Source organism: Lactococcus formosensis, assembly GCF_037892375.1.
Lineage (GTDB): Bacteria > Bacillota > Bacilli > Lactobacillales > Streptococcaceae > Lactococcus > Lactococcus formosensis.
Genome location: NZ_CP141721.1, coordinates 1,247,651 through 1,274,093 on the forward strand (window position 1 = coordinate 1,247,651; position 26,443 = coordinate 1,274,093).

At 39.2% G+C, this 26,443-nt stretch carries 20 protein-coding genes; 19 read left to right on the forward strand and 1 reads right to left on the reverse strand.

The annotated features are described in order from the left end of the window. The first annotated feature begins 33 nt into the window (after positions 1-33). The 19 genes from VNN39_RS06165 (at position 34) to VNN39_RS06255 (ending at position 24,209) form a co-directional block, all read left to right on the forward strand. Complete coding sequence (locus VNN39_RS06165) at positions 34-1,083, forward strand: M24 family metallopeptidase (RefSeq protein WP_165714100.1); 1,050 nt, start codon at positions 34-36, stop codon at positions 1,081-1,083. A gap of 156 nt (positions 1,084-1,239) precedes the next feature. Next, a complete protein-coding gene (efp, locus tag VNN39_RS06170) occupies positions 1,240-1,797 on the forward strand; it encodes an elongation factor P (RefSeq protein ID WP_003132984.1) in 558 nt (185 codons plus the stop codon). A gap of 87 nt (positions 1,798-1,884) precedes the next feature. After that, a complete protein-coding gene (locus VNN39_RS06175) occupies positions 1,885-2,286 on the forward strand; it encodes an Asp23/Gls24 family envelope stress response protein (protein WP_165712410.1) in 402 nt (133 codons plus the stop codon). Then, positions 2,279-3,253 carry a transcription antitermination factor NusB gene (gene nusB, locus VNN39_RS06180; RefSeq protein WP_017368582.1) on the forward strand — a complete coding sequence of 325 codons (975 nt, stop codon included), beginning with the start codon at positions 2,279-2,281 and terminating at the stop codon, positions 3,251-3,253. The genes VNN39_RS06175 and nusB overlap by 8 nt, the downstream gene beginning before the upstream one ends. Before the next feature lie 463 nt (positions 3,254-3,716). After that, positions 3,717-4,859: a glucose-1-phosphate adenylyltransferase gene (locus VNN39_RS06185; protein ID WP_014025188.1), complete on the forward strand. Its 1,143-nt coding sequence runs from the start codon at positions 3,717-3,719 to the stop codon at positions 4,857-4,859. Beyond that, on the forward strand, positions 4,849-5,994 hold the full coding sequence (gene glgD / locus VNN39_RS06190; RefSeq protein WP_338997071.1) for a glucose-1-phosphate adenylyltransferase subunit GlgD: 1,146 nt from the start codon (positions 4,849-4,851) through the stop codon (positions 5,992-5,994). Before VNN39_RS06185 ends, glgD begins: the two co-directional genes overlap by 11 nt. A gap of 53 nt (positions 5,995-6,047) precedes the next feature. Then, positions 6,048-7,484 (forward strand): glycogen synthase GlgA, encoded by a 1,437-nt coding sequence (gene glgA, locus VNN39_RS06195; RefSeq protein ID WP_339006962.1) that lies wholly within the window; start codon positions 6,048-6,050, stop codon positions 7,482-7,484. Between the two features lie 72 nt (positions 7,485-7,556). After that, on the forward strand, positions 7,557-9,959 hold the full coding sequence (locus VNN39_RS06200) for a glycogen/starch/alpha-glucan phosphorylase (protein ID WP_338997074.1): 2,403 nt from the start codon (positions 7,557-7,559) through the stop codon (positions 9,957-9,959). A gap of 87 nt (positions 9,960-10,046) precedes the next feature. Beyond that, positions 10,047-11,864: a glycoside hydrolase family 13 protein gene (locus tag VNN39_RS06205; protein ID WP_338997076.1), complete on the forward strand. Its 1,818-nt coding sequence runs from the start codon at positions 10,047-10,049 to the stop codon at positions 11,862-11,864. Positions 11,865-12,072: 208 nt separating this feature from the next. Further along, on the forward strand, positions 12,073-13,521 hold the full coding sequence (locus VNN39_RS06210) for a cytochrome ubiquinol oxidase subunit I (protein WP_338997077.1): 1,449 nt from the start codon (positions 12,073-12,075) through the stop codon (positions 13,519-13,521). Further along, a complete protein-coding gene (cydB, locus tag VNN39_RS06215; RefSeq protein WP_339006964.1) occupies positions 13,518-14,513 on the forward strand; it encodes a cytochrome d ubiquinol oxidase subunit II in 996 nt (331 codons plus the stop codon). Before VNN39_RS06210 ends, cydB begins: the two co-directional genes overlap by 4 nt. Positions 14,514-14,658: 145 nt before the next feature. After that, positions 14,659-16,365, forward strand: a complete 1,707-nt coding sequence (gene cydD, locus VNN39_RS06220; RefSeq protein ID WP_338997079.1) for a thiol reductant ABC exporter subunit CydD — start codon at positions 14,659-14,661, stop codon at positions 16,363-16,365. 31 nt (positions 16,366-16,396) lie between these two features. Continuing rightward, on the forward strand, positions 16,397-18,115 hold the full coding sequence (gene cydC, locus VNN39_RS06225) for a thiol reductant ABC exporter subunit CydC (RefSeq protein WP_339006966.1): 1,719 nt from the start codon (positions 16,397-16,399) through the stop codon (positions 18,113-18,115). A gap of 98 nt (positions 18,116-18,213) precedes the next feature. Continuing rightward, on the forward strand, positions 18,214-18,855 hold the full coding sequence (locus tag VNN39_RS06230) for a MarR family winged helix-turn-helix transcriptional regulator (protein WP_165714106.1): 642 nt from the start codon (positions 18,214-18,216) through the stop codon (positions 18,853-18,855). Between the two features lie 88 nt (positions 18,856-18,943). Continuing rightward, complete coding sequence (locus VNN39_RS06235; protein ID WP_338997080.1) at positions 18,944-20,929, forward strand: ATP-binding cassette domain-containing protein; 1,986 nt, start codon at positions 18,944-18,946, stop codon at positions 20,927-20,929. Between the two features lie 155 nt (positions 20,930-21,084). Continuing rightward, on the forward strand, positions 21,085-21,321 hold the full coding sequence (locus tag VNN39_RS06240; RefSeq protein WP_339006968.1) for a hypothetical protein: 237 nt from the start codon (positions 21,085-21,087) through the stop codon (positions 21,319-21,321). After that, complete coding sequence (locus VNN39_RS06245) at positions 21,308-22,894, forward strand: hypothetical protein (RefSeq protein ID WP_339006969.1); 1,587 nt, start codon at positions 21,308-21,310, stop codon at positions 22,892-22,894. Before VNN39_RS06240 ends, VNN39_RS06245 begins: the two co-directional genes overlap by 14 nt. A 279-nt stretch (positions 22,895-23,173) precedes the next feature. Continuing rightward, positions 23,174-23,659 (forward strand): phage tail protein, encoded by a 486-nt coding sequence (locus tag VNN39_RS06250; protein ID WP_338997083.1) that lies wholly within the window; start codon positions 23,174-23,176, stop codon positions 23,657-23,659. A gap of 196 nt (positions 23,660-23,855) precedes the next feature. Next, the gene (locus tag VNN39_RS06255) at positions 23,856-24,209 is read left to right on the forward strand and encodes a YxeA family protein (RefSeq protein ID WP_165714111.1); all 354 of its coding nucleotides are present in this window, start codon (positions 23,856-23,858) and stop codon (positions 24,207-24,209) included. 472 nt (positions 24,210-24,681) lie between these two features. Here the strand turns inward: VNN39_RS06255 and VNN39_RS06260 are convergent, their stop codons facing one another. Continuing rightward, positions 24,682-26,334 (reverse strand): SulP family inorganic anion transporter, encoded by a 1,653-nt coding sequence (locus VNN39_RS06260; protein WP_339006970.1) that lies wholly within the window; start codon positions 26,332-26,334, stop codon positions 24,682-24,684. Positions 26,335-26,443 lie beyond the last annotated feature (109 nt).

Here is a 26,443-nt window from a genome sequence, read left to right on the forward strand (position 1 = left end):
AGAAGAAAACATCCCAATTAAAAGGAGAAATCAATGAGAATCAGTAACTTAAAAGAAAAAATAGCGCGAGAAAATTTAGATGGCTTAATCCTTACTGATATGAAAAATATCTACTATCTGACAGGTTTTTCGGGTACAGCTGGCACGATTTTCATGACAGCAGAGCATTCCTACTTTATGACGGATGACCGTTATATTGGAATTGCACGTCAAGTGATTACCGGTTTTGAAATCATCCAGACACGTGATGCCTTATCTGAAATTGCTGCCCTTGCTGAAGACCTTCAAACTATTGCTTTTGAAGATACAGTTGATTTTGCATTTTATCGTGTATTAGCGGAAAAATTAAAGAAGGCAAAGCTTGTTCCTACGACAAACTTTGTAGCTGAGTTGCGCCAAATCAAAGATGCGGATGAAATCGCCACAATTAAGAAAGCTTGTCAAATTGCGGATAAGGCATTTGAAGCTGTATTGAGATATATCGAGCCAGGCAGAACAGAAATAGAAGTCGCTAATTTTCTTGACTTCAAAATGCGAGAAATGGGTGCAAGTGGCATCTCTTTTGACACAATCGTTGCTTCAGGAAAACGCAGCAGTTTACCACATGGAGTAGCAACCCATAAAATGATTGAGTTTGGAGATCCTGTAACGATAGACTTCGGATGTTACTACAATCATTATGCGAGTGACATGACAAGAACAGTCTTTGTTGGTGAAGCAAGTCCGAAGATGCGTGAAATCTATCATACAGTACGCCAAGCAAATGAAACTCTAATTACAAAAGCAAAAGCGGGCATGTCTCTTGCTGACTTTGACAAAGTGCCACGTGATATCATTGAAGCGGCCTCATATGGGGAATACTTCACACATGGGATTGGTCATGGTTTAGGTTTAGATGTGCATGAAATTCCTTATTTTGGTGCTAAAGCAAAAGGCGAACTCAAGTCTAATATGGTTGTTACCGACGAACCAGGTATCTATATTCCTGACTTTGGTGGTGTACGGATAGAAGACGATTTACTTATTACTGAGGAGGGCTGTCAGGTACTGACCCAATCGCCGAAAGAACTTCTCATTCTTTAATTTAAACTCTTACATTAAGAGCTTCATATGCTTTAAAGTTTCTCTGAAAGAAATAAACAGACATTTGAAAAAAGGGTAAATTTGTGCTAAAATGAATTGTTAAAAGCTGCCTCTTTGGGCGGTAAATAGAATATTCACTAGGAGATATATATAATTATGGTAGCAGCAAAAGACCTCAAAGCCGGAATGACATTTTTGAACGGAGACAAACTCCTCCGTGTTATGGAAGCAAGTCACCACAAACCAGGTAAAGGTAACACAATCATGCGTATGAAATTGCGTGATGTGCGTTCAGGCTCTACATTTGACGACACATACCGTCCAGAAGACAAATTTGAACAAGCTGTGATTGATACAGTAGCTGCACAATATCTTTACCAAATGGATGATACAGCTTTCTTCATGAACAACGAAACATATGATCAATATGAAATTCCTGTTGAACAAGTTAAAGAAGAATTGCTTTATGTCCTTGAAAATACAGATGTAAAAATCCAATTTTACGGTACAGAAGTAATCGGACTTCAATTGCCAACTACTGTTGTCCTTGAAGTCGCTGAAACTCAACCTTCTATCAAAGGTGCAACAGTAACAGGGTCAGGTAAACCAGCAACAATGGAAACTGGCTTGGTTGTCAATGTCCCTGACTTTGTCGAAGCAGGAACAAAACTTGAAATCAATACACAAACAGGTGAATACCTTAAACGTGCATAAGCCGTTTTGGCTAGCGCTCACACAAGTTGAGGTGTTATAAAAGCCCTGCTCCACGGAGAAACAAAAGAAAAGATAGAGGAGAGAAATATGGCAGATACAACTGTTCATACTGAAGAACTTGGTGAAATTGTTATTGCACCAGAAGTTCTTGAAGTAATTATCGGTATCACAACTGCAAAAATCGATGGTGTTTATGCATTGCGTAACAAGCACTTTTCAGATAGCCTCGGCAAAAAATCAGAAGGCCGTGGCGTTTATATCGAAAGTAAAAACGACAAAGTTGTTGTCAATATCTATGTTTACTTGGCTTTCGGTATCAACGTACCACAAGTAGCCATGAACATTCAAAAAGAAGTGAAAGAAGCAGTTGAACAAGCAACAGAAATCGTAATTGATGATGTGAACATCCACGTGGTGGGTATCGTTCCTGAAAAATTACCAAAACCAAGCTTTGACGATTTGTTTGATGAGGGTTTCTTTGATGCCTAACAAGCTAACGCAACATAGCATTCGTCAGCGCACTGTGCAAACACTTTTTGAATACGAAATCAGAAAAGCAATGTCAGAAACAGTTTTGACAGAGTTTAAAAATAATGTTGAAAAGATTAATCGTGAGTTGGCAAAACCTATTCGTTTTGATGTTGCCTATAAAGATGAACGTATCACAGTACGTGATTTTCCACGCTTTTTCACAAAACCATTAAAAGAAATTGATAAGATTTATGAAATTTTAGATATTCCAAACCGTGAAAAAACTGCTGTCTACAAAGCTTTGAGTTTTATTCGTGATTTTGGTGGTTATACAAAACGTATGACGGATCAAGAAGCTATTGATTTGTACAAAGATGTCTTTATGAATCTGAACTTGGTACGTCTTTTCAATATTGAGCTTGAAGAAGAAAATATTGCGGTTCGTGTTCGTGATTTCTTACGTGCAAGTTTCCGGTCAGAGACACCAGAGCAAAAATTAGAAGTTTTTAACCGCATTTTCTCTGACGTTCACGTAAGTGTTCGTGAGAAAATTACGGTTGAGCTCTTCAAACCTTTGACTGTTCAAAATGAAGTTGCCGAAATTTTGGCGATGACTGAGCCAAAATTTACTACGGCTTCTAAAGATATCTTAGTTCAAGCCAAAACTTTTGCCTTAAATTATGATAACGACACAGATGAACCCGTAGAAGCACCGGCTTATTTTACAGAATTGGTCGATGGCATCTTAGAGAAACAAAATGTTCTTGATGCTGCCTTATCTGAGCATTTGGCAAAAGGCTGGACTTTCTCGCGCTTAACAACAGTGGAGCAAGCCTTGCTTCGTTTAGGTGCTTATGAGATTCTCTTTACTGAAACGCCAGATTTGGTTGCAATCAATGAATCTATCGAACTTGCTAAAGATTTCAGTGATGAAAAATCAAGTAAATTTATTAATGGTATGTTGACTAATCTAATCAAAAAATAAAAATAAAAGACACAGAAAATTTACGTTTCTGTGTCTTTTATTGATATTTAAAATTAATATTAGCAAATTTTATAGTAAAATACTATAATGAAGGTATATGAGAGTACAATAAAGTAAAAACAGTTTTAATAGAGTAGAGAGGTTAAATTTTTTTATTGTGAATTTTCAGAATTTTATAATTTATAACGTTGTGAAATTTTTGTAAAAAAGCCATGTAGAGTATCGAGGTTAAATGAGAAAAATTTTATTTTTAATTCTTTTAAATAAAAATTTTAGTAAAGGTTTTTGCATGGAAAGTTTTAAAGAAACTATGATAAATCAGGGGTTAATGTGTTTTTTAATGTAAGAATAGCAGTAAAATGAGTTTTACATTAAAAACATTTGACTTTTATATTTTAATCATATAAAATTACATTAAGTTAATTAAAAATTTCTAATGATGCATATAAAGTGGAGGTCTATTATGGGAATAGAAATGCTTGGTCTAATACTTGCCGGTGGGCAAGGCACGCGTCTTGGTAAGCTGACGAAGGATGTCGCAAAGCCAGCTGTACCGTTTGGCGGACGTTACCGAATTATCGATTTTGCCTTATCTAACTGTGTCAATTCAAATGTTAAAAATGTAGGAGTAATTACCCAATACGAACCTTTGGTACTTAATGAGCATATCGGAAACGGGGCACCTTGGGGGTTAAATGGTGTAAATAGTGATGTAACAATTCTACAACCTTATTCCTCAACAGAAGGAAGCAAGTACTTTGAAGGGACCGCACATGCTATTTATCAAAATATGGCTTACATTGACAAAAAAGACCCAGAATACATCTTAGTACTATCAGGAGATCACATTTATAAGATGGATTATGAAGCAATGCTAACGAGCCACAAGGAAAATGAAGCAAGCTTGACGGTTTCAGTCATGGAAGTACCTATGGAAGAGGCCAGTCGTTTCGGTATTATGAATACAGACGATAATGACCGTATTATTGAATTTGAAGAAAAGCCAGCAGAACCAAAATCCAATCTTGCATCGATGGGGATTTATATCTTCAACTGGAAGCGACTCCGTGATGTTTTGGTGACAGGTTATGCTAAAGGCGTGGATATGGAAGATTTTGGTAGCAATGTCATCCCTGCCTATATTGACTCTGGTGAAAATGTCTTTGCTTACCGTTTTAAAGGCTATTGGAAAGATGTGGGAACGATTGATAGTCTGCATGAATCCAGTATGGAATTCCTCAATCTTGGAAATGAACTAGATATAAAGGATAAGGAATGGCGAATTTATTCTCGCAATGACAACTCAGCACCACAATATCTAACGAGAAATGCCAATGTAAAAGCTGCCTTGATTGGAGATGGTTGTTACGTGGACGGAGAAGTGACCGATACGATCTTATCCCAGAATGTCCATGTTCAAGAGGGAAGTAAAATCGAAAAAAGTTTTGTCATGTCTGGCGCATATATCGGAAAAAATGTCACCATCCAATATGCCATTCTTGGAGAAAAAGCTAAAATTGGGGACAATGTAGAAATAATCGGAAAACCAGGTGATATTGCTGTTATTGGCCACGGAGAAGTAAGAGGGGAAGAAAATGAAGACTGAAAATAAAATTTGTGCAATCTTGTCGAATGTCACACGTAATGAAGAACTCTCTCCTCTTACTGATCAACGTCCGATTGCGACATTACCCTTTGAATGTAAATATCGCCTGATTGATTTTCCTTTATCTTCTTTAGCCAATGCTCAGGTCAGCTCCATCTTTATGACGGCAAACCAAGGAGAGACACAGTCTATCTTCGATCATATGGGCGCAGGAAGCGAGTGGGGGCTTGATAGTTTTAAAAATCGCTATTTTATCTATATCCAGCAAGATTTTCAGCGCCTTAAAGAGCAAGGACAGCCTTATTTTAATCAGCAGATTAATTTTTTGCGGAAAGCGAAAGCAGCTTATACGGTTTTGCTGGACAGTAAATTTATCTGTAATGTTGACTTAGCAGCAGTTTTAAAAATTCACAAAGCTTCTGAAAAGCCAATTACTGCGGTCTATAAAAAAGTTTCACCAGATGTAGCAGAAGCTTCGGATACCATTATTCGCTTTGACAAAGATAATAAAGCCTCAAGCAGCTTCCTCTCTCAGCTTACGGATGTTCAAGAGAAAGAAGCGCTCAGTTTAAATATGTTTATTGTTGATACAGAATGGCTGATTGCTTTTTTGCAAAGAATGCAAGAAGAGGGGGAGTATGCTTCTAGTTCACGCCTATTACGTAAATATTTAGTGGAATTTGATATTAATACTTACGAATACACAGGTTGCATGAGCAATATCAAGAGCATCAAGTCTTACTACGATGCCAATATGCTGATGCTTGAACCAAGTAATTTTACTGCTTTGCTCTATGGGAATCATCCTGTACGGACGAAAATGAACAATGAAGTTCCAACTTACTTTTCACGGGAGAGTAATGTCACAAACAGTCAACTGAGTTCAGGATGTGTTATCGAAGGCAAGGTATCAGATTCTTTAATCTCACGTCGTTCAAAAATTGAAAAAAATGCCTCAGTCGAAAAGGCGATGATCTTTACCGATAGTGAAATTAGAAGTGGGGCAAAAGTGGCCTATGCGATTGTTGACAAGCATGTAATTATTGAAAGTGGTGTGAAAGTTGAAGGTACATCAGAGCATCCTGTGGTTATTCCGAAATATACAGTGGTGAGGGAAGACGTTATTCAAAAATAGTCTTCTTTAGGGGCAAGAGAAGTCAAAAATCATAGGATGAATAAGGAGAAAGCATGAAAGTATTATTTGCATCAAGTGAGTGTGCGCCATTTTTTAAGACAGGTGGTTTAGGAGATGTCACAGGTGCTCTTCCTAAAGAACTTGCCAAGAATCCCGATATGCAGGTCGCGGTCATCTTGCCTTACTACAAATACGGTATCGCTGAGCACTATAAAGCTCACATGAAAGATGAATTTTGGGACTATGTTAATGTCGGATGGCGTCACGAATATGTCGGCGTAAAGCGTTTAGTTCAGGATAATGTCACTTATTATTTCCTAGATAATGAAAATTATTTTGGTCGTGATGAAATTTATGGTTATGGTGATGATGGAGAGCGATGGGCCTTTTTCTGTCTTGCTATTGCGCAGCTGATGGAACGGTTAGCTTTTGTTCCCGATATTCTTCATGTCAATGATTGTCATACAGCTATGCTGCCTTTCCTCCTGAAGGAAAAATATCAGTGGATCAATGCTTATCGCGATATAAAAACGGTATTGACTATCCACAATATTGAGTTCCAGGGGATTATGCAAGGTTCAGCTTTGTCAGAACTTTTTGGTATGGGAATGGAGCGTTATCATGAAGGCGTTGTACGTCATAATGATATGCTTAATAGCCTCAAAACAGGGATCCTCTATGCGGATCGTGTCAATACAGTTTCACCAACCTATGCTCAGGAAATTCAAACACCTGAGTTTGGCTGTGGTTTAGACCCGATTTTAAGATATGTCTCTGATAAACTTGTGGGTATTGTCAACGGAATTGACTATGACGTTTATAATCCAGCCACAGATAAATGGATTGAACATCATTTTTCAAGCTCTGACTTGGAGGGCAAAGCGAAAATGAAACAGGCCTTACAAGAACGTGTAGGTCTTCCTGTAGCTGCAGATAAGCCTTTGATAGGTATTGTCAGTCGCTTAACTACTCAAAAAGGTTTTAACCTCGTTTTAGAACGCATGGATGACATTTTGAGTCAAGATGTACAAGTTGTTCTATTAGGGACAGGCTATACGGATATTGAGCAAGGTTTCCGCCACTTTTCAGAAAAATATCCTGAAAAATGTGCGGCAATCATTAGCTTTGACTTGAAGCTCGCTCAGGAAATCTATGCAGCGAGTGATTTCTTCCTGATGCCCTCAGCGTTTGAACCTTGTGGCCTTTCGCAAATGATTGCCATGCGTTACGGTACTCTGCCCATAGTCCATGAAATTGGTGGGCTCAAAGATACAGTTCAACCTTATAATCCTTATACAACCGAAGGAACAGGGTTTGGCTTTGTGGATTTTACAGGTCAAGTTTTAGTGAATACCATTAATCAAGCTTTAAATCTATATGCGAGTGAACCAGATATTATTCATAAATTGAGAATTCGTGCGATGAAGCAAGACTTTTCATGGAAGACAAAAGCTGAGCAGTACATTCACCTTTATCAAGAGCTAATTTAAAGAAAGCTTGTTTGTCTCTCAGAAATCCTTTCCTCAAAGTAGGAATAGAAAACAAAAGCGGAGTAAGATATATTGAAGCTTTCAAAAACGCAATTTAAAAAAGACTTTGAAAAAAGGCTGACGTCCAAGTTTGCTACTGATGTAAGTAAGGCGGGGGTCACAGAAACCTTTGCAACCTTATCCTCTGTTGTGAAGCACTATTATACACAAATTTGGCAAGCTGATAATCAGTATAAAGATAAAGTGCAACAGAAGCAGACCTATTATTTTTCCATAGAATTTTTGCCTGGAAAAATGCTGAAAAGCAATCTTCTTAATCTTGGTATTTTAGCGACAGTTCGCGACGGTTTAGCAGATCTGGGCATTGATTTGGAAAAGGTCGCCCAAATAGAACCAGATATGGCTATTGGTAATGGTGGTTTGGGCCGTTTGGCAAGCTGTTTTATGGATTCGGCAGCTTCTACAGGTTTTCCAGTGAATGGTAATGGGATACGCTACCGTTATGGCCTCTTCAAACAAAAAATAATTGATGGTTACCAAGTTGAACTACCAGATTCATGGCTTAATAATGTGAATCCTTGGGAGGTAAGACGTGCAGATAAGGCCATCGAAGTTACTTTTGGTGGTCAAGCTTGGTTAGAAGAAGACGAGGCAGGCCATCTCACCCCACGTTATCGTAATCAAGAGCGTGTGTTAGCGGTACCTTATGATACGCCCATGGTTGGTTTTGAAAATACACGCGTAAATAATATGTGTCTGTGGCATTCTGAAGTGCCTCAAGATCTGGATGTGAAGTTCCAAAACATGGAATACATGAACCAAACTTCAATGCTTTCAGCTGAGCTATATCCTGATGATTCTAACTATGATGGCCGCCTGCTTCGCCTTAAACAGGAATATTTTTTTGTATCAGCTGGACTTCAAAGAATCATCCGACACTACAAGGCTAATAATGATGCCCCACTGATACAGATTGCAAACTATATTGCAGTGCACATCAATGATACGCACCCCGCACTTTGTGTGCCGGAGTTCATGCGTCTTCTCCTCGATGAGAATGGTCTGTCATGGACACAAGCTTGGGACATTACCGTTAAAGTGATGAGTTATACCAATCATACTATATTATCGGAAGCCTTAGAAAAGTGGCCTGAAGAGATGGTACAAATGCTCTTGCCGAGGATTTATCAGATTATCAAGGAAATTGACAACCGTCGTACAGAGGAATTGACGCCTCTTGTAGGTGCAGAAGTGGTACAAAAAACAAGTATTGTGAAAGATGGTCAGATTCATATGGCGAGCTTAGCAATCATTGGTTCGCACTCGACAAATGGGGTAGCCCAACTTCATTCGGATATTCTTAAAGATGTGGAGTTACATGACTTTTACCAATTATACCCAGAGCGTTTCAATAATAAAACCAATGGTATAGCAGATCGAAGATGGCTTCAAATCGCCAATGAAGGCTTGTCAAACCTGATTGATGAAAAGATTGGCAAAGCGTGGCGTCATGATTTGAAGGAACTCGAGGCGTTAAAGGCTTTTTATGAAGATGAAGCAACGCTGAAAGAACTTTTAGCGGTCAAGTTTCAAAACAAAAAAGCCTTAGCTCTCTTGATTAAGGAAAAAAATGGTATTGAAGTAAATCCTGATGCAATTTTTGATGTACAGGTCAAGCGGCTGCATGCTTATAAACGTCAACTTTTAAATTTACTTCACATCTTGAAACTCTATTTTGATATCAAAGATCAGCCGCACATAGAAATGGTTCCACGTGTCTTTATTTTTGGTGCTAAAGCTGCGCCTGGTTATCATTATGCTAAAAGCATTATCAAAGCCATCAATGAAATTGCTGATATGATTAATTCAGACCCAGTGGTTAAGGACCGAATCAAAGTGATCTTTATGGAAAACTATAATGTAAGTCTTGCTGAAAGTATCATTCCAGCAGCAGATGTAGGAGAACAAATCTCACTGGCTTCAAAAGAAGCCTCGGGCACTTCAAATATGAAATTTATGCTCAACGGTGCACTTACAATGGCGACCTTAGACGGGGCAAATATTGAGATTAAGGAAGCTTGTGGTGATGAAAATATCTTCATCTTTGGGCTAACCAAGGATAAAGTTTATGAGTACTACAAAAATGGCAATTACAATGCGCGTGATATTTACGAACAAAACCCTATTGTGCATCGTATCCTCAATGCCTTCGTTGATGGAACCATTCCTAATATTACAAATGAAGGCCCTGAAATATTTGACTCACTTACAGCCTTCAATGATGAATATTTCCTACTGCGCGATTTTAATGACTATGTCCGTGCCCAGAAAGATCTTGAAACACTCTATCGTAATCCCAAAGCTTGGGCACAAGCAAGTTTGATGAATATTGCAACTTCTGGAATTTTCTCGTCTGACCGTACGATACGACAATATGCCGAAGAGATTTGGTTTGTCAAAGAAAAAAATGAGTAAAAACATAAAATTGTGCCAGTAAAAAGGAAAGAAGTTACTCTTTCCTTTTTTACACATAGAGCATATGCAATTGAGAGGAGACTGACAATGTACTACTATAACTCTTGGGATGCAGACTTCAAACAACCTTTCGGGGCAATTCAAGTGGGACAAATCATGAAGGTCAATCTGAAAACCGACAAGGAAAATGTTACTATCAAGTTTATCATTCGACGTGACTTCGGTGCCCGCTCGGAGTTTGATATGCAAAAGTTAGAGGGAGGAATTTTTAGTGCTTCCGTCAAGTTCGATGTTGGACAAGGGCTTTACTACTATTATTTTGAAATCAGTGAACCAACGGATTGGGGCATTAAAAAGTTTTATTATGGCTGTAGCGGCCTTGGTGGTGAAGGTGTACTTTATATGAATGAAAATGATGTACGCCCCTATCAAGCAACGATTTTTTCCATGAGGGATGTCGCTCCAGCATGGTATCGGGAAGCCGTCTTTTATCAAATATTTCCAGATCGTTTTCATAATGGCAATCCAGATGGTAAAATCAATCATCCCAAACCTAATTCCTTCATTTATGCGACAAAAGAAGATACGCCGCTTTATGTCAAGGATGAAGCAGGTGACGTTGTACGGTGGGATTTCTTTGGTGGGAATATTCGTGGTATTATCGAAAAGATACCTTACCTGAAAGAACTGGGCATTACCGCACTTTATCTCAATCCTATTTTTTCAGCAACCAGTAATCATCGCTACGATACCAATGATTATCTGCAAATAGACAGCATGCTAGGCACAGAAGAAGATTTTCAAGAATTAGTGAACGTTCTTCACACAGAAAATATGCGTATCGTTTTGGATGGTGTTTTTTCCCATGTGGGTAAGGATTCGCGCTATTTTAATCTCTCGGGTCAATATGGAAGCGATGTAGGTGCAGCTAAAAATCCGGACAGTCGTTACATGGATTGGTTTAAATTTACAGAATATCCGATGAATTATAAATCATGGTGGGGGATTAAAGATCTTCCAGAAGTGGATAAAGACAATCCTTCATTTCGGGATTTTATCTATGGGGATACACATTCGGTCTTAGCCAAGTGGAATCAGTTTGGCATAGATGGCTGGCGTTTGGATGTGGCGGATGAACTTCCGGACAGTTTTATTCGTGGCATCCGCAAAAATTTATCCCGCTATCCAGAGACGATTCTTATCGGCGAAGTGTGGGAAGATGCCTCTAATAAGATTTCCTATGGTCAGCGGCGTAACTATATTTTGGGTAAGAGTTTACAAGCCGTGATGAATTATCCGTTTCGTGATTTGATCATTGCTTACCTTACAATGACGAAAACAGCTCAGGACCTTGCTTATCAAATGCTGGTTTTGAGTGAAAACTATCCTCATGATATTTTTTACAATAATTTTAACAACCTTGGCACACACGACACTGAACGTATCTTGACGATGGTTGGTGACGAAGCAAATGATCTTGCTGTGGGAATGCTCTTTAGCCTCCCAGGAGTACCTTGTATCTATTATGGTGATGAAGCAGGACTAACAGGTCGTAAAGACCCAAAAAATAGGAAATATTTCCCGTGGAATAATATCCATGAGCCGACTTATGGTTTGTATCGTCAGTGGATTGTCAAACGGCATTCAGAAAAGACGCTCACTCAGGGGAAATTTACTACATTTTTCCAAGGAAATATCCTGGGAATTCTGCGATACACGGACTACGAAGCTTTTATCTATGTTATTAATCCTACAGATGAAGCAGTCAAACTAACATTTGAAGACATTCATTTTCTACAAAAACTTTCTTTTGTTGAGCTATTGAGAGAGTGTCTTGATGAATTTATCCTTCCAGCAAAATCAGGACAGGATTTCAAGATTATTAGGATAAAAAATATGGTTTAAAAAGAAACACTGTCCTTAAAAAACAGTGTTTTTTTGTGTCAAGTTGAACACCAAAGAAGAAGCTGTATAATAAATGTATCAAAATTTAAAATTTATAAACAAATTTCTTTTCGATACGCTTTCATAGTGTTACAATGAATTGTAATTAATTTTTTGTTAGTCTCGAAAATTGTGTACTTTTACCTTTATTCGAGCAATAGGAGGCTTTATGTTGACAATTGAAACTCTCGCGCGTTTCCAGTTTGGCATGACCACAATCTTCCACTTTTTCTTTGTTCCCCTTTCGATAGGGTTAACATTGATGACCTTTATTATGGAAGCATTGTATGTTAAAACGGGCGATGAGAAATGGAAAACACGTACCAAATTCTTTGGTGCAATCATGCTATTATCTTTTGCCGTCGGAGTCGTGACTGGTATTATTCAGGAATTCCAATTTGGGATGAACTGGTCAGACTATTCACGATTTGTCGGTGATATCTTTGGAGCACCACTTGCTGTAGAAGCACTGCTTGCATTCTTTATGGAATCAACGTTCTTGGGTGTTTGGATGTTTGGTTGGGACCGTATAGGCAAAAAGTTGCACTTGGCGGCACTTGGCTTAGTTATGGTCGGCACTTGGCTTTCTTCACTTTGGATTTTGGCAGCGAACAGCTTCATGCAAAATCCAGTGGGCTATGAAGTTATTGATGGTCGTGCAACATTGACCAGTTTCTCAGCTTTATTGACAAACCCACAAACAACCTTAGAATTTACCCATGTTATTACAGGTTCGTTCTTGACAGGTGGATTTGCAGTTGCTGGTATTTCTGCATTCCAAATCCTCAAAAAACGTGAAGTTGATTTCTTCAAACCTGCATTGCGTTTAGGACTCTTGGTGGCCTTGATTGGTGCGATGGGGAACTTTGTAGCTGGTGACCAACAAATGTTGGAAGTTAAAAACACGCAACCGATGAAATTCTCAGCGACAGAGGGTGTTTATGAAACAACAGAGGACCCAGCAGCTTGGGACATGATTGCATTCTTTAACGAAGCTGATCACAAGTCCGTTTTCGGTGTGCGCATACCGTACGTGCTGTCAATCTTGACATACCACCGTCCTTCAGGTTCAGTTGAAGGGATGAATCAAATCAACAAGGAACTGGAAGCTAAATATGGAGATCATCTGAATTACTATCCACCAGTTACAGTCCTCTTCTATACATTCCGTATTATGGCTGGATTGAGCATGTACTTTATGCTGATTTCAGCTCTCGGCCTCTTCTGGACACGCCGTAAGAAACCTTGGATGTATGAAAAACCTGGAATGATGCGTCTTTACGGCTGGTCAATGTTCTTGCCATTCCTTGCTATCACTTCAGGTTGGTTGGTCACTGAGTTGGGCCGTTATCCATGGACTGTATATGGACTCTTTACAATCAAAGATTCTGTCTTACCAAACGTTTCAGTGGGAAGCTTGCTCTTCTCAAATATCGTTTATTTCCTTCTTTTCTGTGTTTTAGGTACTATCATGATTATCTTGACACGCCGTATTATGCGTGACAGTGCACATAAGGCAGAAACAGCTTATGTTGATTTAGATCCGTTCAGCAGCCATAATCTTGGTAAGGACAAGCATTCTAAATCAGAAGAAAAAGAAGAGGAGGCTTTGAAATGAGCGGATTACAATTATTTTGGTTTATCTTAATTGCAGTGCTCTTTGGGGGATTCTTCTTCCTCGAAGGCTTCGACTTTGGTGTAGGAATGAGCGTTTTGGCCTTGGCACGTAATAAACGTGAGGTCAACCAAGCAATTGCTACAATCGGTCCTTTCTGGGATATGAACGAAGTATGGCTCTTGACAGCCGGCGGTGCTATGTTTGCCAGCTTCCCTTATTGGTATGCTTCCCTTTTCTCTGGTTATTACAACATCTTGTTGTTAATTCTCGCCTGCTTGATTTTACGTGGGGTAACCTTTGAGTTCCGTTACCGTAGCGAATCAGAAAAAGTAGAGCGTGGCTGGGAAATTATTTTAGGAGTGACAAGCTTCTTTATTCCTTTCTTGTTCGGTCTGATGTTTACCAGCATGATTCAAGGTGTTCCAATGGATGCACGCGGTAATATCTATGCCAGCTTCACAACATACGTAAACCCACTTTCACTTGTTGGTGGTGTTGCAGTAGCTTTGATGAGCTTCTTGCACGGCTTGAACTACATTGCTTTGAAGACAGAAGGAAATATGCGCAAACGGGCGAATGACCTTGCAAACAAACTTTACTTTGTGCTTTATGCAGGGGAAGTTGTCTTTGCTCTCTTGATTGCTATGAAAACAGACTTTATTGAAAAACATGCAGCTTTAACAATTGGGTTGTTAGCTGTTATCGTTCTCTTGACTGTGTTTGCACATGTTTCGGTTGCTAAGAAACGTGAAATGTCAGCCTTCTTATCTTCTGGTTTGACTTTCCTTGCATTGGTTGCTTTACTTTTCCAAGGGTTGTTCCCACGTGTAATGATTGCTGAAAATCCAGCTTATAGCATCTTGATTAAGGATGCAAGCTCAACACACTATACCTTGACGACTATGTCCTACATCACAATAGCAATCTTGCCATTTGTGCTTGCTTATATGGCGTGGACTTACTACATTTTCAGAAAACGTATCAGTGAATAATTGATTCTAAAATTCCTTTTTTAAAGGAATTTTTTATTAGACAAAAGCGAATAAAAGCGTGAAATTATAAGCAGTTTCAAAGGCTTGATACTCATATTTTGTTATAATAAAAGTTATCATATGAATAAGAATAGGTAATAAAAAAATGATTGACAGAACTCTATTTACTCTTCCAGGAGTACGTAAGATTCTTCCCGCTCTTGGAGGGCTCGCCCTACTTCAAGCGCTTTGTATTTTAGGACAGGCTTTATTTCTGTCGCAAGCAATAACAGGCCTATGGCAAGGTCAAGAGATCATGCAGGTTTTGATCTACATTGTTGGCTTTTTTCTAAGCTTTTTTGGACGAGAAGTCGTAAACTTTTTACGTCAATATATGCTTGATAAGGTGTCTTACCATTTGGCAGCAGATATGCGTGGGCAGATTCTTGAAAAAGCTTTTAAACTTGGGCCGTCTGTCACACGTGAAATGGGAACAGGTAATCTGACATCGACAGTTATTTCCGGCATTGATGAGGTCGAAACTTATATCAAGTTGGTACTTTCTAAAGTCTTGAACATGATGATAATTCCAATTCTTTTGCTGATTGCGATTGCCTTTTTGGATCTACAGACAGCGATTGTGTTGGCGATTGCCTTTCCCTTTGCCATAATCTTCATGATTTTACTGGGTTATGCTGCACAAGGGCAGGCAGAAAGACAGTATAAGAGCTTCCAACTTTTATCCAATCACTTCTTAGATTCGCTCCGCGGGATTTCGACCTTAAAATATTTTGGCCTATCAAAAACATATGCCAATTCTATTTATCAAACGTCAGAACGTTTCCGTAAAGCAACAATGGCTACGTTACGTGTTGCGATTCTCTCAACTTTTGCACTGGATTTCTTTGCAACCTTGTCTGTTGCTACAGTAGCTTTGTTTTTAGGTCTTCGCTTGATGAACGGTGCAATTCTCTTGTTCCCAGCCTTGGCTGCTTTGATTTTGGCTCCAGAGTATTTCTTGCCTTTGCGTGACTTTGCCTCGGACTATCACGCAACGCTAAATGGTAAAAATGCTTATACCAGTGTTAACGAAGTGCTGAAAACAGAAGATCATTTGACAAATGTTCTTCCTGAGCCTATCCGTTGGACAGAAGAGTCACAGCTGAAACTTCATAATTTGAGCAAAGTTTTTGATACTGGACGTGGTGTTTCGGACATTAATCTAGAGTTGCAAGGCTTTACCAAGGTAGCCATCGTCGGTGAATCGGGTTCAGGTAAATCGACATTGCTAAGTATGCTGTCAGGGTTTCTTATGCCAAGTGCTGGAGAGATTCAGCTCAATGAATATCAGTTGACATCACTTAACGATGAAAACTTCCGCCAGTCTTTGCAATTTATCCCTCAAAATACTTATATCTTTGCAGGAACATTACGCGCTAACTTAGCCTTTTATCAGCCAGATGCTACAGATGAAGCAATCGCTCATGCAGCTGAACTTGCCGGTTTGAAAAACTTGCTAGAAGAAATCGGGCTGGATGCAAATATTGGTGCAGGAGGCCGTACCTTATCTGGTGGGCAAATGCAACGTGTGGCACTCACACGAGCATTCCTCTCGCAAGAAAGAAATATCCTTTTCCTTGACGAGCCAACGGCGCACCTAGATGTAGAAACGGAACTGGAGATAAAGGAAAACATTATGCCACTCTTTGAGGACAAGCTCGTCTTTTTGGCGACTTACCGCTTGCACTGGTTGCCTCAGATGGACTTAATTCTCGTCCTCAATGAAGGTAAGCTCGAAGCTGCAGGTTCACATAAAGAACTCTTAACGACTAATACATACTATCAAGAGCTCTTGCGTGAGATGAGAGGTTAAACAGCATGATTGTAAAAACAATGGAGAAAAAATGAAGAAGATTCTTTTCAATAATGATTGGATCACACCTTTCCTGCGTAAATATCGTTTCGGAATGATTCTTGCAATTATTTTAGGGACAATAACGATGTTTTGCGCTGGCCTGCTTATGTTTTCAGCGGGCTATGTGATTTCAAAATCAGCAACTAAACCCGAAAACATTTTGATTATCTATGTGCCTGTTCTGATGGTTCGTGTCTTTGGTATTTCACGGCCTGTGGTGCGTTATATTGAACGCTTAACATCCCACAACTGGATTTTACGTATTACCAGTAACCTTCGGCGCAAGCTTTACCTCAGATTGGAAAAATCAGCGATTGGTCTGTCTGAACGCTACAAGTTAGGTGACCTTCTCGGCTTGCTTAATGAAGATATTGCAAATATTCAGGACTTGTTCTTGAGGACTCTTTTCCCTTTGATGATTGTTGGCTCTTTATCTGTAGCTCTCATCATCGCTTCAGGCGTCTTCTCGATAACCTTAGCTCTTGTAGTTGCCTTTTTCTTAGGCCTGATGGTTATCGTGCTTCCTTACGTGTCACTCAAAGTATCGGCGAAATATGACCGTGATTTGAAAAACTATCGCAACCAACTCTTTTCTAACTTGACAGATGATGTTTTAGGCTTGCAAGACTGGGTTTTATCAGGGAGAAAGGAAGATTTCTTGCTTGATTATCAAACCTCAGAAAAAGCAGCACGTCAAATTCAGGAAAAACTGTTGAGCTATGTACGGAAACGTAACCTTGTGTTGCAGCTCATCTTTGCTTTACTTGTGGTCTATCTGATTGTTTGGTCAGGTTCAACCTTAAATGCGGGAGATGCACCGAACTACATTGCCGCTGTTTCTTTAGCTGCCTTTCCTTTGTTTGATGCCTTTGCACCTTTGTCTGACGCTGTTGTTGAGACACAACGGTATGGTGACTCTGTTCAGCGTCTCAATGATTTACCTGATGTTAAGGAAGAGGTGCGACAAGAAACGATTACGGAGACAGACTTACAAATTTCTAACTTAAGTTTTGCTTTTGATGACAAGCTTATCTTTGATGACTTAAATCTCCATATCAAAAAAGGAGAGCATGTCGCGATTTTAGGTCGCTCAGGAGTAGGTAAATCAACCTTAGCAAGCCTTATCCGTGGGGATCTTATTGCACAGCAAGGGACTTTGGATTTGTCTGGAATTGCACCAGCTTATGCCAATAATGTTGAAGAAAAGATTGGTGTCATTAACCAAAGCCCATATATTTTCAATGCCAGCATCCGTTCCAATCTTAGCTTGGCTCGGCTTGATGCCAGTGACGAAGAAATTTGGAATGCTTTAGAGCTTGTAGGCTTGAAAAAAATGGTAGCTTCCCTGCCTAATCAACTCAACGAGGTCGTGGATGAAGCAGGACTACGTTTCTCAGGGGGGGAACGTCAGCGTTTAGCCTTAGCACGTATTTTGCTGTCCGATGTTGATATGGTTATCTTGGATGAACCGACGGTTTCGCTAGATCCGATTACCGAAAACCAACTGTTGCGTCTCTTCTTTGAGCGCTTAAAAGACAAAACGATTATCTTTATCACTTACCATCTGTTGGGTGTACAACACATGGATCGTGTTATCTTTTTAGAAAAAGGTAAAATCAAGCTTGATGATCAACCGGGATACCTTCTTGAACACAATGAAGACTTCCGTAAGCTTTATCAAATGGACTTAGGAACTAACGACTATTAAGAGTCGTTAGTTTTTATATTGACAAAACGAAATAAAAGTATTAAAATGTATTTTGTTAGCTTATATATCAGCTAAACTAAATATCAAGGAGAATAACTGTGTCAGCAGAAACAAATAAATTATTACACCTCTTTTCAAAACTACTCCATAATCCTCAACTTCTCATGGCTTTGCATATGGAAAGAATGACAAGTCGACTCGGAGAAAAAAAATCACGTACAGGTGCACAAGGGCTTCTGGTTGAACTCTGGAAGGCTGATGGACTGACCAACGCTGAAATTGCCGAAATCTTGGATATCCGACCTTCAAGCGTAACAGCTCAAGTGAAGAGTTTAGAGCAACGTGGCCTAGTTAAACGTGTCACAGACGAAAATGATAAGCGAGTGAGCCGTGTTTTCCTGACGGAAGAAGGCAAGCAAGCTCAAGTTGAACGTAAAGAAAGTCAAGATGACTTATCAGAAGGCATTTTTGGTAATCTTACAGAAGAAGAACAAGTTCAACTGATTCACATTTTGGAAAAACTTGAAGAAGTTAATCCAGCTGATGAGGAATGTGATTTCCGCTTTGGTGGTGGCATGCGTCATGGAGGCTTTGATCCACGAATGATGCATCATATGGGCAGAGAAATGGAAGCAAAAATGAGGAAAGAAATGCGACGTCAGATGCGAGATGCGCATAATCCATGGAATTTTGGGCATAATCCACGCAGCAGAAACGATGACAATTGGGACGATTTTTAAAATAAGCTTAAATCAGTCTAAGGTCCTAAGTTCTTTGGTACAATTTAAGGTATAATAGAAACATCTTTATTATTAGAAAGAAGAAATTATGCCCGTATTAGAATTAAAAAACATTAGGAAATCATACTTTTTAGGTAAAGATGAATTTCCGGTGCTCAAGGGGATTGACCTTGAGTTTGAGCGTGGAGACTTTGTCAGCTTACTCGGTAAGTCCGGTGGTGGTAAATCAACCCTGATGAATATCATCGGTGGTTTGGACCGTGAATATGATGGTGATGTTATCATCGATGGTGTCGCGCAAAAGGCGAAGAAAGAAAAAGATATGGATGCCTATCGCCGTGATACGATCGGCTTTATCTTCCAATCTTTCAACTTAATCAACTACTTAAGTGTGCTTGACAATATCTTGATTAGCTTGAAAATGACAAGCCTATCAGAAAAAGAACGTGTCGAACGTGCAGTTGAGTTAACCAAACAAGTTGGCCTTTACGAGCACCGTAAGAAAAAACCCGCACAGTTGTCAGGCGGGCAAAAACAACGTGTAGCCATTGCGCGTGCTTTGGCCAGCGATCCTGAGATTATCCTTGCTGATGAGCCTACAGGAGCGCTTGATTCGCAAAATACGAAAGAAGTATTGGCCCTTCTCCGCCAAATCGCACAGTCTGGTAAGACAGTGATTGTCGTCACTCACTCTCAAGAAGTTGCGGACTATGGCACACGTACCATTCGTCTGGCAGACGGGCAGATTATCGGAGACGAGCGTGATAAGCCAGCTTATCCTGTGCCTGATGAAGCAAAGTCTTTCAAGACAAAGGCTCTTTCTTATGGTGATGTGGTTAAAACAGCCTTTAAGCATTTTACAAATACTTGGAAAATCAATCTTCTCATTGCTATTGGTACAGCTATTGGCTTGTTCTCTGTTATTTTCTTCCTTGGTCTAGGGACTGGGGCAACAAAATATATGAATGATCAGGTGACAAGTTTGGCAAACCCTAATATTATTTCCGTGGTTCAACGCGACCCCGCAAATAATCAGGGTAAAGATAATGATGAAGCCTTCTCAATTGCGCAGCAAACAATGCTTGGTATCTCTGATAAAAACATTAACAAGTTGAAGGACTTGGATAATGTTAAAACAGTGGATGCAGGGATTACAAAAGCAGGTGCTGTAACTCTTGATTATAAGGGACAAACAACAAGTAGCCAAGCGATTATGTCTTGGACACCGATGATTCAGTCTTCAACGTTACATGCTGGTTCAGAACCTAAAGGTAAACAAATCGTTATCTCTGAAGCAGACATGAAGAAGTTTGATCAAAAAGCATATGAAGCAAAAGACTGGAAAGCTGTGATTGGTAAAACAGTCAAAGTAAGCTTCCAAACTGTGGATAAAAACAATACTCCTGTGACTATCACAGAAGATATGGAAATCTCAGGCGTCTTGCAAGATATGCCAATGGTTGGTACTTTGACTTCAACAGAGGCATTGAAAGAAATGCTTACTGCAAATAATATCGATGCGATGCCAAACACAGCTTACGTTACTGTGACAGATACAGACAAAGTTAAAGATGTAACCAAAGCTATCAATGATATCAAAGACAATGACAAACTCGTATTTGCCTCAACAAATATCGGTAGTATGTTAGATACAATCACAGATATTACAGGGATTGTCTCAACTGTCTTGGCTGCCATTGCTGGTATTAGCTTGATTGTTTCAATCTTTATGATTGTGGTAACAACTTATATGTCCGTTGCCGAACGGACTAAAGAAATTGGTGTCCTTCGTGCCTTAGGTGGACGTCGTAAAGATGTTTCTCGTATGTTTACAGCCGAGAGCGTTATCCTTGGCTTGTCATCTGCAGTTATTGCGATTGCTCTTGCTTTTGCGGGACAAAGTATCATCAACAAAGCTTTGCATAGCTTAGTCGGTGGAAATATCGTTCAGATTACTTCTGGCCATATTATCTTTGCTGTAATTATCGCGCTGATCATCGCTTTACTTTCAAGTCTTGCACCTGCAGCACGTGCAGCACGCTTGAACACTATCGAAGCCTTGGCTGCTGATTAATATATAAGAAGAAGTTCTACGAAGAGGTAGGGCTTTTTTTGTTGCTCAATTATCCTCTGCGCATATCTTAGAAACAGAGGAGTTGTTGTCACAAGTGCTTACCCCTAATATTATTTTGAAAATCATAATAAAAACATTACAATAATATTATATAAATGTTATTGTTGTTACTTAAAGATAACGAAATACTTGACGGGGTAAAGCAGATGACTTATAATCAGCACAGCACAGCACAGCACAGCACAGCACAGCACAGCACAGCACCAGCGGTAGACATCCGCCTATTTTTACTTGCACCGAAACGCTCAGGACCCCTTGGAGCGTTTTTTGGCATTTACAATTATCAAACAATAGAATCAATAGAAATGAGGAAAACCTATGACACCAGATAAAAAACGGAAACTGCGGAATATCGCTATCCTATCTCTGCTCGGCTTAATCGGAGGCACCTTCGCCTTTACAGCTTTTAACCAACAAGCCATTAATGACCGCTTACGTGATAATGAAGTTGAAGTCGGGGGGCGCGTCCACGATTACTACAATCGTGATACAGAAAACAAGGATGTCTTTGTGGAAAACTACGGCCAAACACCCATTATGGCACGTATTCGTCTGTCCGAGTTTATGGAAATCCAAGAGCGTGGTCAAGAGAATTTCACACCTGTTGTAGAGGGGACAAGCCGTGAAAATACACAAGGGTGGAGCACTTATATTCCTTCTGCAAATAATCTCAATATACGTACAGGTGAAGGAGCGGACCGCCTGAATCAGTATTCGAACTTAACTTTTGGTTGGATACGTGGTGGACAGATTGCACCTTGGTATCTTCCAACCTTTAACCATGATGAAGAAGATCTCCGCACAGCTTCAGCTGGAGATGCCCGTGACTATCTTGAAGAAGGAGCCACACATCCGGGAGACGGTACAGATGCTTACTGGTCTGAAGGTGAAAGTCACGACAACAGCACGGGCACTTGGCCGGGTTCTATGGTTATACGCGAAACTGCACAAAACCTCCCACAAGATCACGAACCAATCACACTCCAAGCATGGGCTGGGCTTGAAGAAGAGGAGCAAAACGGTAATTTCTGGGTCATTGACCACGAAACAGGTTGGGCTTATTGGGCTAATGTCCTTAATGCAGGTCAGACAACCTCTTACTTGCTGGATGCAGCTGAAATGACTCCTACAGCGGATGCCATCAATGGGACATACTATTATGGTATCCATGTGGATAGCCAGCTTATCAGTCTAGATCAAGAGTTTGAGGATGAAAATAGTGCCTCAGGGGACTTGTCTGACCTCCTCACAAGCATCAGAACTGATGCGGATGGTAATCCTTTTCCAGATACAGATGCACCTGTAAGTGCCTTTAACTTTAGTCGTATGGAGTCTGGTCGTATCTTTACTATGGCAGGTAAGCAATACCGCTACCTCGATGATATGGGTGAGGGGAATCATATGATTATTCTTAACGACACTGCGGGCGAAGAAAGAGTAGGTATAGACTTTAACAATATAAGTTTAAATTGGTATGCGGCTCTTGATGAATCTGTTCAAGATATTGTTCAGCCCGTGGTAGTAAGAGAAACGAATGCGGCATCTTTTGTAACTTCAGAACTCGTTTTTGAAAGAAGAGAAGAAAAGAATTGGATTCCTAGTAATATAAATGATATTCCTGGTCTTGAATCTGATTTAACTAGAGTAGATTCAAGTGGTACCAAAAGAGCCTTTTTCCTTTCTTTAGCAGATATAGCACATTTGTCAGTTAATGGCACTTTCACTACCTTTGAGGATCGTATATCTCCTTCAGGGAATGACTGGTGGCTTCGCGGGACGAGTAGCCCTGGTGGACCTCCAAGCACATGGCGTGTAACAAGTAGGGGAGATATAATTCATAATAGTAATCATGGTGGTGCTGTTATGTTTGGACATTATCGTCCAGCTATAGTTGTAAATAATTAAATAAATAAAAAAAGGCACCGTTTGATGGTCGTGATGAAATAGAGTAGAGCACTGATTTTTGCTGGTGCTTTTTTGATGGAGAGATGAGGGAGGTACGGATAAAATTGGGCATAAATGCTACAGGAGATTTAACTCAAGGAGGTTATCTTTAAGAGTTTCAATAATACATGGCATATGTTTTGACCTCATCATCAATCCTAACTAAAATTAACAAGTGAAACCTCCCTAAGTACCCATAAATTTCTGCTATAATAAAGAAAAAAGAAGCAGGAGGTCTTTATGGCATATAAGGTTAATTTTAAAGAAGGACAGGTGGAAACGACAGGACTGGAAAGCTCAACTGTAGCAGAAAGCTTAGCGGGATTACGTGCCAATGAAGCCCGTTATTTCTGGAACAAATATAAATTCGAATACATCACTTTTCCTGCTGTGGAAAAGGAAAAAGAAGTCGCTTGGCTGAAAAAATTGTTGAAAGAGGAGCGTGATCTTGAGTTTGCATCTCCTATCTTGGAAGTAGCGATTTATGAAGATGAAGACATCTACTGGCCAGAGTTTTACTTTGAAGATGGCATGGTCATTAATGTCCTCTATGAGAAAACGGCTGAGGAAGGGAAGAAGCCTAAACGTGCGGTTGGCTTCAAACTTTCAGTCGGTATGGAAATACCACAAGAGCTGGATGGGAAATTCAAGTTTGCGCGTCAGCGTTCAAAACTTGCGGGTGAGATACGTGGGTCGTACTTTGTCTTGAAGCAAGACTGGGTTTAGCAGGAATTTCAGAATGCTGTTCTCTTTCTAACTGAAAATTGCGGCGCAAAAATACCGAGAAGCATATAATCTTTTCGGTTTTTATTATCTAAAATTACATGCAGTGCTTAAAAGCTACTTTTCATATTCATTTTATTAAAACCGAGTCATCAGAACATGATATAATCAAGATAATGAAAAGATTAAGGATGATAAAGTGAAAAAAATTATTTTGCTATATTCTGCTGTTTTCCTAATCATTGGTGGTAGTGCTTATTCATGGTACAAGTCCCAATATAAGGGAGATAATTATTATGTAAGGATTTATGATGCGTATAAACCTAGTGAAAAAGAAGTTTATAAAAAAGGTAAAAAAGTAATCCAGTATACTTACACAGTACAAGGGTTTGATGAAAAGGGAGACAGTCAAATATTAAAGTTCAGTACTTTTTATAAAATAAAACCATATTCTTATTTAGAAATTTTTTACAACGAAGAAAATGGAAGTGTCGATTGGGTAGGACGTGATAGAAGTGAAATCCCCAAGAATGCTTTAGAACAATTACAATAAAAACATTTCTCTTGCTGAGTAGCTCTTTTAAAAAATAGAGTGTGATGATGTGTGCTTAATACTTCTGATTTTATATGTCAGAACAATCATAAAATGTCTGTTTTATTTCAGGGGCAACAGGAGATGTTTCGGGGAGAAAGTGTCTACTTTCCGTCCCTGCCTTGGCAGTTTTTCTGTAATACCATTTTTCCAGCGTACAAACTTTAGATTAGTTTCTAAAGTTTTTTATTTTTTCTTCGAGTTGTTTCTTATGTTCTCTCATAAAAACGAGGTGTTCGTTTAATGTCTCATCACCTTGAACACACCACTGGATAAATTTTGCGATATCTTTGATTGTGATGAAAAAGTCTCTCGAAATCTTATTCGAGAGACTTTAGACTATATGTGTTTGCACTATAACGACAGCTGTTCTGTATTAAAACAAACTGTCGCACTAAAATATCATTGTTTCTTCCAAGACTACTTTTAATAATTAAGCAAAGCTTTCTGCACGTTCAAGCGATGCATCAATATTTTTACAAATGTTGTCTCGACCTATTTTTTCAATAAAACCAGCTTTTTCCATAACATGATAGGGTTGTTCATTGACATGAGAAAGGATTAATGTCATTTTCTTCTTTTTGCAAATTTCAAAAGTTTCTTCAAGAGCTTCAAGTCCTGAAATATCCATCGCAGGTACATTACGCATCCGTAGGATCAAGACCCTTTTTCCTTCCTCATGTGTAAAATTAAGAAATTCAGTTGTAGCACCAAAAAATAAAGAACCAAATATTTCATAGACAACGGTATGTTTGGGAACCTGTTTTAAATCAATATCTTCAGAAATTTCTTCGTTGTCTAGGTTGTCTTTATCTACCCATTGACGAACTGTAGCAACATCTGACATACGTTTCAAAAACAAGAAGGCTGCTAAAATCATTCCGAATTCAATGGCAACAACCAGATCAAAAAATACTGTTAAGAAAAGTGTAATTAATAAAACTGCAATGTCACTCTTTGGTGCTTTACGCAGCATGTAAATAAAGGTGCGCCAACCACTCATATTATAAGCAACTATAACCAAAATTGAGGCTAAACAACTCATAGGGATAAGTGAAGCATAAGGCATTAAGAATAAGAGAATTAAAAGTAAAGTTAATGCATGGACTATGCCAGCTATTGGTGTACGTCCTCCATTTTTTACATTAGCTGCTGTACGTGCAATAGCACCTGTAGCAGGAATACCGCCAAACAGCGCAGACATCATATTTCCCACTCCTTGCCCCACCAATTCAGCATTTGAGCGATGACGACTCCCAATCATACCATCTGAAACCACGCATGAAAGAAGTGATTCAATAGAGGCTAAAATCGCAATAGTAAAAGCAGGGGAAATCATTTGGCGAATTAAAGAAAAGGATAGGTTTGGCATTGTGAGTGTGGGTAATCCTGCCTTGATGGTATACAAATTACCAATCGTAGCCACTGATAAATGGCCGAAACTGACAATAGCTGTTGTCACTATAATAGCAACAAGTGAACCGGGTATTTTTTGAGACACATGTGGCCAAAAAATCTGAATAAGTAAAGCAAGCATCCCAATCATTAAAGTTGGCCACTGAATTGTATGGAAGTGCTGTACATAGCTTACCCATTTTTCAACAAATTCAGCTGGAACTGCTCCCATATCAAGTCCGAACAAATCTTTTAGCTGTCCTGAAAAAATTCCTATTGCAATACCCAGTGTAAATCCTACGGTAATTGTTTTAGGAATAAATTTAATCAAGTTTCCGAAGCGGAGAACCCCCATCAGAATCATCATAATACCTGCTAAAAAGGTTGCAATTGTTAACCCACTCATTCCATATTGAGCAATAATACCATAAATAATAACAACAAATGCAGCAGTCGGCCCTCCGATTTGAACGCGACTTCCTCCTAAAAATGAAATAAAAAAACCTGCAACAACAGCTGTATAAAGTCCCTGCTCTGGTTTCACTCCTGATGCAATTGCTAAAGCGATGGATAGCGGTAAAGCAATGATTGCGACGATAATACCAGCAATAAGATCTTTGACAAATTGCTCTCTTGAATAATCTTTAAGAACACTAAACAGTTTTGGTTTAATATATTTAAAAGTGTTCATTCTTTCCTCCTATTTCTATATACTTATGAAAAGTCAACTCTAACATTTTATCATACTCAAAATTAAAATACAGAGAATATTTAAATATTAGGATTCCAGCAATGTTTTG

Bases quoted from the DNA above. Each gene is read 5' to 3' on its own strand.
- VNN39_RS06165 (WP_165714100.1), top strand. From the start codon at position 34: ATGAGAATCAGTAACTTAAAAGAAAAAATAGCGCGAGAAAATTTAGAT.
- efp (WP_003132984.1), top strand. From the start codon at position 1,240: ATGGTAGCAGCAAAAGACCTCAAAGCCGGAATGACATTTTTGAACGGA.
- VNN39_RS06175 (WP_165712410.1), top strand. From the start codon at position 1,885: ATGGCAGATACAACTGTTCATACTGAAGAACTTGGTGAAATTGTTATT.
- nusB (WP_017368582.1), top strand. From the start codon at position 2,279: ATGCCTAACAAGCTAACGCAACATAGCATTCGTCAGCGCACTGTGCAA.
- VNN39_RS06185 (WP_014025188.1), top strand. From the start codon at position 3,717: ATGGGAATAGAAATGCTTGGTCTAATACTTGCCGGTGGGCAAGGCACG.
- glgD (WP_338997071.1), top strand. From the start codon at position 4,849: ATGAAGACTGAAAATAAAATTTGTGCAATCTTGTCGAATGTCACACGT.
- glgA (WP_339006962.1), top strand. From the start codon at position 6,048: ATGAAAGTATTATTTGCATCAAGTGAGTGTGCGCCATTTTTTAAGACA.
- VNN39_RS06205 (WP_338997076.1), top strand. From the start codon at position 10,047: ATGTACTACTATAACTCTTGGGATGCAGACTTCAAACAACCTTTCGGG.
- VNN39_RS06210 (WP_338997077.1), top strand. From the start codon at position 12,073: ATGTTGACAATTGAAACTCTCGCGCGTTTCCAGTTTGGCATGACCACA.
- cydB (WP_339006964.1), top strand. From the start codon at position 13,518: ATGAGCGGATTACAATTATTTTGGTTTATCTTAATTGCAGTGCTCTTT.
- cydD (WP_338997079.1), top strand. From the start codon at position 14,659: ATGATTGACAGAACTCTATTTACTCTTCCAGGAGTACGTAAGATTCTT.
- cydC (WP_339006966.1), top strand. From the start codon at position 16,397: ATGAAGAAGATTCTTTTCAATAATGATTGGATCACACCTTTCCTGCGT.
- VNN39_RS06235 (WP_338997080.1), top strand. From the start codon at position 18,944: ATGCCCGTATTAGAATTAAAAAACATTAGGAAATCATACTTTTTAGGT.
- VNN39_RS06240 (WP_339006968.1), top strand. From the start codon at position 21,085: ATGTTATTGTTGTTACTTAAAGATAACGAAATACTTGACGGGGTAAAG.
- VNN39_RS06245 (WP_339006969.1), top strand. From the start codon at position 21,308: ATGACACCAGATAAAAAACGGAAACTGCGGAATATCGCTATCCTATCT.
- VNN39_RS06250 (WP_338997083.1), top strand. From the start codon at position 23,174: ATGGCATATAAGGTTAATTTTAAAGAAGGACAGGTGGAAACGACAGGA.
- VNN39_RS06260 (WP_339006970.1), bottom strand. From the start codon at position 26,334: ATGAACACTTTTAAATATATTAAACCAAAACTGTTTAGTGTTCTTAAA.